The sequence below is a fragment of the Paucilactobacillus salsurae genome (assembly GCF_054784995.1).
Map to the genome: position 1 here is coordinate 42921 of NZ_BAAHWX010000002.1, position 12819 is coordinate 55739.

Below are 12819 nucleotides of genomic sequence, written 5' to 3' on the forward strand. Positions count from 1 at the left end.
TAAGTTTGACGTGCATACCAATCATTAATATAATTAAAGGTAATACTTAGACGGGGGATTTTTTGAATGTCTGCAACGACGTATCCGTATTTAGCTTTTGAGAATACTAAAAAAGCATTACAATACTATGAACAAGTTTTTGACGCGACTGACATTGTTCGTCTGCCGGTCACTCAAGATCAGGCTGACCAATTTGGCATTAGTACTGATCATTTAGAAGACAAAACCATTCACGCCGAATTTAAAATTGCTGGTGCTACTATTTTTTGCTCAGATGCATTAATGGCAATACCACAACCATCATCATTGATTTCAATTTTGTTAGATTTTACTGAAGATCAAATTACTGATGCACAGGCTTTATTTGATCGTGTCGCTGGATCTGAAACTGTTAAGGTGATTATTCCTTTTGCATCACAAGAATTTGGTGGTCAGTTAGGAACAGTAGTTGACCAATATGGTGTGACATGGATGATTCGTGTGGAGTCCAGAACCGAAATATAAATAACTTTCCTTAATTTTAAGTCCAAAGATTGTTAATTCACGGATTGAGTCAATGAGAAGGTTGAGGAGTTTCATGGCTGAGAAAAAAGGAATTAAACTAATTTGGGTTGTTCTAGCTAATTTTTTAAATCAAGCTGGAGCAGCTTTTTTGTGGCCACTGACAACTGTCTATATGCACAATTACCTACACGAAAGTTTGGCACTCGCAGGGTTAGTTTTGTTTTATATGTCATGTGCAATGATAGCTGGAAATTATTTGGGTGGCTGGTTATTTGATCATTGGAGCCCTTATAAAACAGCAGTATTGTCAGAAAGTATTGCAACGGTTGCCGTCATTTTGCTGATTTTTTTCCATGATTGGCCGATGTTTGCCATACTCCTGGTTTTTATCGGCTTTGGTGATGGAGCAAACGTCACTGTTATCAATGCGTACGCGGCATCAATCAAAGGTGTTAAAATTAGGTATATTTTTAATGCTTTATATATGGCGCTAAACTTAGGTGTCGTGGTCGGGACACTCCTAGTCGGATATTTAATCGATTACGGTGTTAGTGTCGTATTTATGGTCACTAGTGCTTGTTATGTTATTTTCTTTTTTATAACTGTATTTACATTTAATGTAGCAATTCCTAAAAGAAATACTAGAAACATCGCTGGAATCGAAAGCAAAAAGAATAAAGAACAAGTACAACGACTGGTTTGGCTTATTTGTTTGTTAGTGTTATCTGCCTATCTAAGTTATACTTTGTGGGAAAGTGTCATGTCAGTTCATTTGACGAACATGAATATTCCTTTCCATAACTACAGTTTATTATGGACATTGAACGGCTTCTTAATCTTATTAGGGCAACCATTAGTGAATAAGTTGGCCCCTTATATGAAGATTGATCGACAAATTTCAATTGGCATCGTCATTTTTGCTTTTTCGTTTTTCATGTTAATTTTTGCCAAATCATTTACCTTTTTTGTCGTTGATTTTGTGGTTTTAACGATTGGTGAAATGTTAGGCTTACCAAGTATTCCTGCTTGGATTGATCAACTGACTGATCCCGCTCAAACGGGAAAGTATCAGGGAATGATGAATATGTCCATTTCTGTTGGTCGTGCACTAGGACCACTATATGGCGGTATTATTATTGATGACTTTGGGTATCAAACATTGTTTCTATCTGTTGCGGTGCTAATGTGGATTTGCTTGGCAGTAGTCATGTTTGATGTTGCTAAAATAAGAAAATCGAGAAGATAGTTGGAGAATTGCTATGAAAATTTTGGGAATTTTGGGTGCGCATAATTCAGATGGAATTACTGCAAAAATGCTAAAAGCTGTACTGGATGGCGTTGACCAACGTCACGAAGTCGAGATGGTTGATTTAAAGGATTATCATATTCTGCCAGATACTGGACAACCAAATCCAGATTTAGATCTACTAGAGAAAAAGCTGATTGAAAGTGATGTTTGGGTCATTGCAGCACCAACTTATATTGGCGGCTTGTCCGGGATTATGAAAAACTTCTTTGATTGTTTGCGCCAAAGAATGGGACGATTTGATCGAACAGGAGCCATTCATCCTACGAAGTTTAAGGACAAGCATTATTTATCAATTACAACTTGTTACACCAGTACTTTTGAAAATATGGTTACTGGGGTCACGGATGTTACATTTAATACGATTGATAAAGCCATGGGATTAGCTGGTTTAATCAAGGTTCACGAATTAGTATTAACAAATAGCTACGGTCAAACCAGTTTGAGTGACAGCAAGGAACAAGAATGTTTTAAATGGGGCGCAAAGTTAGGCCAAAAAGAGAAAAGGGATGATAATACGATGAAACGCTATATTGAATTATTTGTAATGGTTACTGTGATGGCACTAATCACAATGGTGATTCAGATGTTAATCAGTCCCGGGTTGATTGGACCTAATTTTTGGTTATCATTTGTTTCATTTGTGATTATCTTTTATATTTTATTGGCTGCAATACTGCACTTTATGACATTTGTTAAACACAAAAGAAAATAAAAAAGCATCCCGATTTTTTCGGAATGCTTTTTTAGATTCTGGCCTACTTTTTTTCCGTAGATTGCGCATGATTTCGTTGATAATCCGCAATACTATCATATTCAGATTCTAATTGACGCCCAATGCGTAAATAGATTGGTAATAAATCACGGTAGTTTCTAAAGTTGTCAGGATCTGGTTGATAAGTATTTTGCTTACCAATGAATGCTTTAACAATTGACATGTCTTCTGCTTCACCAATGCTAATGAGACCGACAACCATTGCTCCGAGACAACCACTTTCAAAAGCCTCGGGGATGGTTACGGGTCGCTCAAAAACATCTGATAACATTTGACGCCATAAAGCAGATTGTGAAAATCCACCAGTTGCGGTGATGACAGTTGGCTCTCCAACCGCTTCTTGTAAGGATAAGAGAACAGAATAGAGATTAAATACAACGCCTTCAAGAGCTGCTCGAACCATGTGAGCACGCGTATGAGTTCTCGTTAATCCAAAAAATGAGCCCCGCGCGTTACCGTTCCATATAGGTGCCCGTTCGCCACCGAGATAAGGATGAAAAATTAAACCATCAGCTCCAGCCGGAACTTTTTTGGCGATTTCTGTGAGTAGATCATATGCATCCACACCCAGAAGCTTAGCAGTGGCTTTTTCAGGCTCAAATAAGTTATCTCGAACCCAACGAAAAACGATACCACCGTTATTCACAGGACCGCCAACAATCCACTTACCGTTCATTACGGGATAACAATAGGTGCGTCCTTTTGGATCCAATTGCGGATGGTCGATAAAAGTTCTTACCGCACCAGAAGTACCAATAGTAACGGCTACTTCACCTTTATCAATCGCACCCAGACCGACTTCTGCTAAGGCCCCATCAGTTGCGCCCATGACAAAAACTGTTTCGGCTGGGAGCCCCAATTTAGTTGCCACTTCAGAGCGTAATCCACTCATTTGATAGGTTGGATCAACTAATTCAGGTAATTGTTTTTCGGAAATTCCGACAAAGTCCAGAATATCTTTATCCCATGACATATCAAAAATATTCATTAACCCAGTAGTTGCAGCCATGGCAGTTTCTTCCTTAAGCTCACCAAAGAAACGCCAAAAAAGATATTCTTTCAAGCCTACCCAATAGGCAGTTTTTTTAAATAGTTCGGGTTCATCTTGTTTCAGCCACAATAGTTTATAAACGACGCCCATTGGATGAATTGGTAAACCTGTTTTGTTGTAAATTTCCAAACCTTTGCCATTTTTTGATAACGTTGTTGCTTGTTTTTCAGCTCGATTATCTCCCCAGGTAATCACACGTGTTAAAGGGTGATAGTTTTGATCTAGTCCCAATAAACTATGTTGTTGAGTAGAAAACGAAACGGCTCGAACTGGGCCCTTAGCGTCTTTGACAACTTCAGAGATAGCGGTGACAGCTGCGTCAAAAATTTGATCTGGATCTTCTTCAGCCATGTCGGGCATGTCTTGAAAAAGGGGATAAAGTTGATTTGAATAACCTTTAATTTCACCATTTAAAGTATATAAAACTGCTTTAGTACTGGTTGTTCCAACGTCGACTCCTACGATGTAGTCCATAAAATATCTATCCTCCTAATCATAGATACCAGAAATGGAAAAAAATATTTTTATCAAAAAAATAGGATAACTGGTATATCTGTTAACGCTTACATTTAACAACTTTTCCAATTTAATGTCAATGAAAATTGTGTTTTTATAGTTTTCGTGAAGAGAATTCTTGTAATTTTAATCGTTTTTTCAGACAATAACTAGTATAATTAATTGCAATATGATGAAGTGAGTGAAAAAGATGGATAATGTCGTCAACATGCGTTTAGATGCATACAATAAATTGAAATATCAAATTTTACACGGTGTTTACTTTCCGGGACAAAAAATTTCGGAGAAAATTGTTTCATCCGATCTTGGCATTGGACGTACGCCGGTTAGAGAAGCAATTATAAGACTAGAAAGATACTCACTCGTAGAAGTAGTACCGCAAAGCGGAACGTATGTGACAAAGATTGATATGGAATCTGCCGAAAATACACAGTTTTTAAGACGTAAAATCGATCCTGATATTTTGTTGGAATTTACGATTGAGGCGTCACCCGATCAATTTGCAAAGCTTGAAGAAAACTTAACCGAACAAAAACAAGCCGCCTTGGATAAAGACAATGATCGCTTTTTTGATTTGGACGAGCAGTTTCATCAATTGTTTTATATCGGTGCTAAACGAGAAATGATTTGGGATTGGCTTCAGACGATAAATATGCACCTAAATCGGTATCGTTGGTTGCGACTGAATGTTGAAGATTTAAATTGGAAAACTTTACTGCAACAGCACCAAGGAATCTATGATGCAGTTAAACAAAAAAATGTTGAAGCTATTAGATTTAATATTGAAGCCCACTTAAGATTGATGCACAGTGAAGCACCTGCTTTGCTAGAACGTTTTCCAGATTATTTTAAACAATAAATAGTAATTCGATCACAGTTATTACTGTGATTTTTTGTTCTCATAATAAATATTGACAGAATTAAGATGTATGATAAACTGAAAGCGTATTCACGCATACTAGTATACCAGTTTTGAAGTTATTCATTGTGAAAGCAAGGAGTGTAATGATGGTCAAAATAACAGATAATTATGTTACCAAGAGCGCTGAATTTGCCAAAAGTGGCATTACTGTTCCAACGTATGATGAAAGTGAAATTAGATTAAATACCCAAGCTAAACCAACGTGGATTCATTTTGGTGGTGGAAATCTATTTCGTGCGTTTCATGCAGCAATCAGTAATCAATTAATTGAAGCTGGTCAAAGCAACACTGGGGTGATTGTCGTTGATACTCATGACGATGCAGTCGTAAATGACATTTATCGCAAATACAATAATCGAATTTTACGTGTGGTTACTAAGGCCGACGGTTCACAAGATCGAGAATTATTTGCATCGGTAACCAATGCATTATTTGTGGGACCAGTTCAGGAATCCACAACAGATTTTGATAAATTAAAACAATTATTTGAACAAGATAGTTTACAGGTAGTTTCATTTTCAATCACAGAAAAGGGGTATCATTTAACGGATACAGCCGGAGAATTTTTTGTCCCTGTCAAAAGTGATATTGAAAATGGACCAGATCGACCACAGAATAACATGTCGTTATTGGTTAGTATGCTATTAGCACGATTTAAACAGGGCGCTAAATCAATTGCTTTGTTAAGCACTGATAATTTTTCACAAAACGGTGATCGCTTAAAAAATAGTGTATTAACAATTGCTAACGAATGGCAAAAGAATGGATTTGTGGATCAAGAATTTATTGACTATTTATCGAACAAAAATAAAGTAGGTTTCCCCTTGTCAATGATTGACCGCATTACACCTAATCCGGCTGAAAAAATTTCAGAGTCCTTAGCAAATGATGGATTTGAAGATGCCAAAATTCTCCATTCTAAACAGCATACCAATATTGCTGCATTCACAAATACTGAAGAAGCGCATTACTTGGTTGTGGAGGACAATTTTCCAAACGGACGTCCCGCTTTTGAACAAGCAGGGGTGTTAATGACTGATCGCGATACAGTTAATGATGCGGATGAAATGAAAGTCACAACTTGTTTAAATCCGTTGCATACCGCCTTAGCAATTTATGGTAGTATTCTTGGCTATCAATCAATTTCAAGCGAAATGAAAGATGAGAATTTAGTAGCACTAATTAAACAAATTGGTTATGTAGAAGGTTTACCAGTTGTAAAAGATCCCAAAGTAATTAATCCTCAAGCATTTATTCATGAACTTTTAACAAAACGCTTACCTAATCCATATATTCCTGACACGCCACAAAGAATTGCAACTGATACATCGCAAAAACTAGGCGTTCGTTACGGTGTCACAATTCAACACTATGTTGATGACGCTAATCGAGATCCCAAAAATTTGAATTTTATTCCGCTTGTGATTGCAACATGGTTACGTTATTTAATGGGTATTAACGATCAAGGTGAATCTTTTGAACCAAGCCCTGATCCAATGCTTGATGACTTACATGCTCAAGTTGCTGATATTAAGCTTGGAGATGCAGAACTTGATGTGCATGAGAATGTCAAAAATATTTTGAGTAATCAAACGATATTTGGTGTCGATCTTTATGAAGTTGGTTTAGGAGAAAAAATTGAAACTTACTTTAAAACAATGCTTGCAGGACCTGGAGCTATTGAACATGTTTTAGTTGAGACGCTCAAATCAAAAGCTCAACCTGTAAATGAGTAAGCATTAATGGTATGGTTGTAATTGTACCTAAATAAGAGAATAAAATTGAGAAGGACGGTAAAAATGACAGAATATAAAATCGCAGTTGTGAATTCAAGTAGTTTTGGCCAAGTGTTTAAAGAACATTGGCAACAATTGGAAAAAGTTGGCCAAATTGACCGCTTTATGGTGGATCCAGATATTTCGGGACCAGATTTAGCAGCTAAGCTACATGGATACAACGTCATTATTTCTAGTGTAACCCCATTTTTTAAGGCAGATTTTTTTGAGAACAAAGATGAGTTGTTATTAATCTCTCGCCATGGAATTGGTTACAATAATGTTGACCTAGAAGCCGCCAAAAAACATGGTACTAAAGTAACAATCGTTCCTCCTTTGGTTGAACGCAATGCTGTTGCTGAAAATGCTTTTTCTAACTTAATGGCAGTTGTCCGACAATCAGCAGCTTCATCTAATCGAATTAAAGCAGGCCATTATGAAGATCGGGCCCAATTTATGGGTCACGAATTTTCAGGTAAAACCTATGGTGTTATTGGTTGTGGGAACATTGGTAGCCGTGTTGCCGAATTATTTCAGTTCTTTGGTGGAGAAGTCATGGTGACGGATCCTGATCCCAAAGCCCCAGCTGGTTGGTTTGAAAAAAATCCCAATGTGAAACGAGTTTCTTTAGATGAATTACTTTCTAAGAGTGATTACATTTCATTAAATGCTTCGCTTAATGACACGGATTACCACTTAATTAATGCAGATGCCTTAAAGAAAGCCAAAGATGGTGTGTATTTTGTTAACCATGCACGCGGTGCTTTGATTGATGAAACAGCCATGTTAAAAGCTGTTGAGGATGGTAAAGTTTCAGGCTACGCTGCTGATACAATGGAAGTTGAACCAGTCAGTGCTGATCACCCATTCTTACAAAATGAACATTTCTTAATTACACCACATACTTCTGCCTATACGTATGAATGTCTTCATGGCATGGGTGAAAAGTGTGTTTCAGATGTAACCAATTTAGCAAGCGGCAAGCCGCTTGTTCGTGAACTAACAGCAACAATTTAATAATTAAAAAAGCTTTTCTTCCAAATCATTCAGAAGAAAAGCTTTTTTATTCACGTGTTTGTTTGATAACGGTATTAATTTTAGCAAGTTTAGGACTTGCTTTATCGGATTCATCCCGCATTACAGACATGTACAGGCAATCAACGATACTCATTTGCGAAATTAATGAAGACAATGCCTGTGAGCGATATTTTGAGTCGTCGGAAACGGAGTAGAATGTGACGTCACCTAATTTGGCAAGTTCAGAAGATGAAAAACTGGTAATGACAACCATTGGTACATGATTGTTCTTTAAAATTTTAGCCATTTTTAAGGTATCCAAATTTCTTCCTGAGTGGGAAATGACAATGGCGCAATCTTGGTCATCCATTTTAGCAGCCTGCATCAATGCCATATGATAATCTGTATTGAAAACGGCGTTCACTTGCGTACGCAAAAATTTATGGTAAGCATCGAGTGCGACCACATCGGAAGCACCTAATCCAAAAAAACTAAGACTATGGCAGTTTTCAATCAAGCTAACTGCTTTATTGAGGGAGGCCTCGCTAAGAAGATCAAGTGTTTTATTTAATGACGAACTGTTTGAACTAAACACTTTTTGTGCGACTAAAATATTAGGATCTTCGCTGTTAATGTCCGCAGAGATAATTGCCGGCTGAGCGATTTGTTGACCAATTGCCAGCTGGAATTCCGGATAATTGGAATAACCGAGTTTTTTAGCAAAACGTGAAACTGTAGAAACTGACGAAACACTGGCTTGCGCAAATTCTTGAATAGAAAGATCGTGGCAGTCTTCCAAGTTGTTGATTAAAAAATCAGCAACTTTTCGGCTGCTTGAGCCAAGGTCATTATATTTAGAAGAGAGACGTTCCATTAATTGGAGGGCCATTATTTGTTACCTCTTTCACTTGTAAACTGAATACTATTTATTATAACAGGTAAAAAATATTTTCACAATTTTCATTTATTTTAGTTGATTTCTGCTAGTTATTTTCATATAATGACTTCATAACAATAAATGAAAAAGAGGTATTTAGAATATGCGTGTTGGAATGATCGGTTTAGGTAAGATGGGTCTTAACTTAACAAAAAATATGATTCGTAATGGCATCGAAGTCGTTGGTTTTGATTTAGATTCCAGTAATGTGCAAGCGGCTAAAGAAGCTGGTGCTGTTCCTGCCAACAGTCTTGAAGAATTAGTTTCTAATTTAACAGATAAAAAAATTGCCTGGGTGATGTTGCCTGCAGGAAATCCAACTAAATCAACTATCAAACAGTTAACCACACTTCTTGACAAGGATGACATTATCATTGATGGTGGAAATTCGAACTTCCACGATTCATTAAATGATAATGAAGTTGTTAAAGCTGCTGAAATGAAATTCTTTGATTGTGGGACTTCTGGCGGCCAAAATGGTGCACTAAATGCTGGAAACTTCATGATTGGTGGCGATGATGCACAAACCTTTGACAAATATCTGCGTCCAATTTTTGAATTAATTTCTGAACAAGATGGTTTTCTTTATACAGGTAAAGCCGGTTCAGGACACTACCTTAAGATGGTGCATAACGGTATTGAATACGGTATGATGGAAGCCATTGGTGAAGGCTTTGAAGTGCTTGAACAAAGCCCATACGATTATGACAATGAAGCTGTTGCTAAAATGTGGAACCATGGTTCAGTTGTTCGTAGCTGGTTAATGGAATTAGCTGAAGATGCTTTTGCCAAGGATCCAAACTTAGACCAATTAATGGGTCGCATGCACTCATCTGGCGAAGGAAAGTGGACACTCCAAGAAGCCTTGGATCTACAAGTACCAACCCCAGTGATTGCATTGTCATTAATGATGCGTTACCGTTCAATGCAAGATGACACCTTTACTGGTAAAGTGGTCGCTGCTTTGCGGAATGGCTTTGGTGGTCACGCAGTGGACTATAAGTCATAATCCAATTTTAAATAATTTAGAACAAAAAAATCGACCAAACGGTCGATTTTTTTATTTCAACTCTGTCAGAAATCCTTGACTTTGTAGAACATTAAACAAGTCTTTGCGCTTTTTTGGTGATTTTGTCATTTGTCGAATAATATTATGACGGAAAGTTTCTGCCCGTGAATGACTTGATCGATGTTCATAGTAGCTTTGTAATTGCTGATCATATTGGTCTAATAATTGCTCATAATTTGATGGTAATTGGTACTGATTTTCAAAATGAACAGCAGCTAATGGCAAGCGTGGTTTTAATTCTGGTTGATCATCTGGGTAACCGAGTGCTAGTGCAAAAACTGGGAAAGTTAGTCGTGGTAATTTAAATGCATCAATGACTTGCTGGGCATCATTTAGAAGACTACCAAGATAGACCGTTCCCAATTGCATACTTTCGGCAGCTACCACAATTGATTGGGCAGCAATTGTTGCATCATAAATACCAGCTAGCAAACGGTCAGTTTGGCCAAGTAGCGTCGTATCAACATTTTCTTTTTGACCAATTTGTTCATTACGGTATTGATCAGCGATAAAAATGAATAAGTGGCCATTATTTAATGCAGATGAGTGTCCGGTTATGTCTTTGATGAGCATTTTTAAGGCAGAATCAGTCACGCTAATGATACTGAACTGCTGCATGAACATTGAAGAGGCGCTTTGAGATGCAACTTGTAGTAAAGTGTCGATTGTTTGTTGATCAAGTGGTTGGGCTGTGAATTTTCGAATTGAACGATGATTTAACATTGCTTCAATTGCATCATTTGAAACCATAACAACACCCTCTTATTTTTTAAGCATTAACAAGATCACTTGTCCGGTCTACGAGAACCTTGTAAATTTTTTGAATATCAGCTGATGTGCCACGTAATTCATAATCTGATAAAAATGGCGCATTAAATCGCTTAGCATAGCGTTTTGCAGTGAGGCAGTATTGTTCGTTAAAGTTACGATTGCCACTACCGATCACTCCTACACACATCCGTGCATTGTTGTGATAATCGATGTATTCGCCTAAAACGTTGGTCATTAACTCTTTGACGCCAGAGTCAATTCCATTTCCACCATCTAGATAGGTTGGAACAAAGGCAAAGTAGTGTGCACGTTCATCATTAAAATCAGTTTGTTCTGTAATTTCTTTAGCGTCGATTTCTGGATTTTTTACATCGAGGGCATGCTGCTGTTTAGCATATGCTTCTAAACGATTTAAAAAAGATCGGGTGTTGCCTTCAATTGAAACATATAAAATATGAATGGGGTCCATATTGATTCTCCTTTATTTGTAGTGTCCTTAAACCATTCTACACGTCTAAACGTAAAAATAATACATATTTATCTTATCAGTTGATCGTCTATTAGTAAACATTTATCTTATCGATTGATTAATAATTAACAAAAGAATTCCTTATCGAAAGATAAATGAAAAATAGGGTCAAATAAAAAGTAGCCGTAGCTACTTTTAGGACTTATCTGTGTCTTCAACTGCGTCATCATTATCCGTTGGTTCTAACTGCGAAACTTTAAACCAATTAATGTAAGAGTTTTCGTAATCTAACACTTCAAAAGTAAAATTTTGAATTTGAATAACGTCACCAACGTGGACATTTGGATAATTATCGATGATATATCCTGTCATCGTAACGGATTCTGATTGATCAAAATCCTTAATATCTACGTTGAAATATCGTTCGAAATCATAAGTAGTTGTTTTACCGTTCACTTTGTAGGAACCATCACGTTGTTTGAAAATGATTTCATCTGAAACGTCGTCAATTTCATCACGCACCGTCCCAAATAATTCTTCATAGATATCTTTGTCAGTTACGATACCGCTGGTACCACCATACTCATCCACAACCACAACAATCGGTGTTCTGGTCCGAATCATTTGTTGCAAGACAGTTGTGATAGGTGTTGATTCGGGCGTAGTTGAAATGTGACGAATTAGCTTACTTAATGAAATGGAAGAGTCGGTTTGCGATTGGCGAATTAAATCATAATTAAAAATGTAGCCAATAATTTTATCTTTATCATTTTCAGCAACCACGGGGATACGACTATATTTTTCAGTAATGTAAATTTGGATAGCTTCTTTAATAGAACTATCGATGTCGATAACCGTAAGCTGGGTTCGATCAACCATGACATCTTTAGCAGTTTTATCATCTAATTCAAATGCACGTTGCATATAAAGTAAATCATTTTTATCTAATTGACCACCACGCACAGAGTTACGCGTTAAGCTGACAATTTCACCTTCAGATAAAACTTCATCTGATTCATCGGCGGGTTTTAAGCCAATCAGTTTAACTACACCGTTTGATGAACTATTGAGCAGCCAAACGAATGGGTAAAATAAAATATGGAACCAATGGAGTGGCGTCGTGATAAACATCATCACTTTCATCGGCATATCAATGGCAATGTTTTTAGGAACAATTTCGGTAAAGACCACTTCTAAATAAGTTAAAACAAGCACCCCGATAATTGCACCAAGAGCGTGCATACCAGCGTTAGCAAGAGGGACATGGGAAAGATCAAAGACACTTAGTAATAGTGTTTCAATGGTGGATTCACCAATCCAACCTAGTAAAATACCACAAACTGAAACACCAACCTGAGTGGTTGAAAGGTATTCATTAAGGTTTGTCACCATTTTTATAGCACGATTAATTTTAGTAGATGGTTTATCACGTTGATCTTGAGCTTCTTCTAAAGCTGTCAATCGTGTTTGTACAAGCGCAAATTCGGCGGCAACGAAAAACGCCGCGAACAAAAAAGTAATTAGAATAATCACAAGATTGATTATTATCTGACCACTATCCAACAAGTATTCCTCATTTCTGTCATTAACTTAATGACGAGCAATCGTCATTTAATTGATATTCAAATATCCTACATTCTATTTCACACAAATGCAAGAAAAAACGGTATCATTAGAAATAATTTATAACTATTTCTAATACCATGA

The 12819-nt window shown here is 37.0% G+C and carries 12 protein-coding genes; 7 read left to right on the top strand and 5 right to left on the bottom strand.

What is annotated here, in order from left to right:
* The first annotated feature begins 66 nt into the window (after window positions 1-66).
* From ACYVQZ_RS02235 to ACYVQZ_RS02245, 3 genes are all read left to right on the top strand, one after another.
* Window positions 67-504 (top strand): VOC family protein, encoded by a 438-nt coding sequence (locus ACYVQZ_RS02235; protein ID WP_461239765.1) that lies wholly within the window; start codon window positions 67-69, stop codon window positions 502-504.
* Window positions 505-577: 73 nt separating this feature from the next.
* Window positions 578-1750, top strand: coding sequence for an MDR family MFS transporter (locus tag ACYVQZ_RS02240; RefSeq protein ID WP_461239766.1), 1173 nt, complete (start codon window positions 578-580; stop codon window positions 1748-1750).
* Between the two features lie 13 nt (window positions 1751-1763).
* Window positions 1764-2525 (top strand): flavodoxin family protein, encoded by a 762-nt coding sequence (locus ACYVQZ_RS02245; RefSeq protein WP_461239767.1) that lies wholly within the window; start codon window positions 1764-1766, stop codon window positions 2523-2525.
* 43 nt (window positions 2526-2568) lie between these two features.
* Here ACYVQZ_RS02245 and gntK read toward each other — a convergent pair whose 3' ends face one another.
* Entirely contained in the window at window positions 2569-4110 is a 1542-nt protein-coding gene (gene gntK, locus ACYVQZ_RS02250) for a gluconokinase (protein ID WP_461239768.1), read from the bottom strand.
* 232 nt (window positions 4111-4342) lie between these two features.
* Here gntK and ACYVQZ_RS02255 point away from each other — a divergent pair, with 232 nt between their 5' ends.
* From ACYVQZ_RS02255 to ACYVQZ_RS02265, 3 genes are all read left to right on the top strand, one after another.
* A complete protein-coding gene (locus tag ACYVQZ_RS02255) occupies window positions 4343-5011 on the top strand; it encodes a GntR family transcriptional regulator (RefSeq protein WP_461239769.1) in 669 nt (222 codons plus the stop codon).
* Window positions 5012-5160: 149 nt separating this feature from the next.
* Window positions 5161-6810, top strand: coding sequence for a mannitol dehydrogenase family protein (locus tag ACYVQZ_RS02260; protein WP_461239770.1), 1650 nt, complete (start codon window positions 5161-5163; stop codon window positions 6808-6810).
* 63 nt (window positions 6811-6873) lie between these two features.
* The gene (locus ACYVQZ_RS02265; RefSeq protein WP_461239771.1) at window positions 6874-7866 is read left to right on the top strand and encodes a D-isomer specific 2-hydroxyacid dehydrogenase family protein; all 993 of its coding nucleotides are present in this window, start codon (window positions 6874-6876) and stop codon (window positions 7864-7866) included.
* 46 nt (window positions 7867-7912) lie between these two features.
* On the opposite strand, the gene ACYVQZ_RS02270 is transcribed toward ACYVQZ_RS02265, so the two are convergent.
* Window positions 7913-8755: a MurR/RpiR family transcriptional regulator gene (locus tag ACYVQZ_RS02270; protein ID WP_461239772.1), complete on the bottom strand. Its 843-nt coding sequence runs from the start codon at window positions 8753-8755 to the stop codon at window positions 7913-7915.
* Between the two features lie 151 nt (window positions 8756-8906).
* Between ACYVQZ_RS02270 and gnd the strand changes: the two genes are divergently transcribed.
* Window positions 8907-9812, top strand: coding sequence for a phosphogluconate dehydrogenase (NAD(+)-dependent, decarboxylating) (gene gnd, locus ACYVQZ_RS02275; RefSeq protein ID WP_461239773.1), 906 nt, complete (start codon window positions 8907-8909; stop codon window positions 9810-9812).
* 51 nt (window positions 9813-9863) lie between these two features.
* Here the strand turns inward: gnd and ACYVQZ_RS02280 are convergent, their stop codons facing one another.
* From ACYVQZ_RS02280 to ACYVQZ_RS02290, 3 genes are all read right to left on the bottom strand, one after another.
* The gene (locus tag ACYVQZ_RS02280) at window positions 9864-10622 is read right to left on the bottom strand and encodes an NADPH-dependent oxidoreductase (protein ID WP_461239774.1); all 759 of its coding nucleotides are present in this window, start codon (window positions 10620-10622) and stop codon (window positions 9864-9866) included.
* Between the two features lie 19 nt (window positions 10623-10641).
* The gene (nrdI, locus tag ACYVQZ_RS02285) at window positions 10642-11112 is read right to left on the bottom strand and encodes a class Ib ribonucleoside-diphosphate reductase assembly flavoprotein NrdI (protein ID WP_461239775.1); all 471 of its coding nucleotides are present in this window, start codon (window positions 11110-11112) and stop codon (window positions 10642-10644) included.
* 195 nt (window positions 11113-11307) lie between these two features.
* Window positions 11308-12675: a hemolysin family protein gene (locus ACYVQZ_RS02290; RefSeq protein ID WP_461239776.1), complete on the bottom strand. Its 1368-nt coding sequence runs from the start codon at window positions 12673-12675 to the stop codon at window positions 11308-11310.
* Between the last annotated feature and the right edge of the window lie 144 nt (window positions 12676-12819).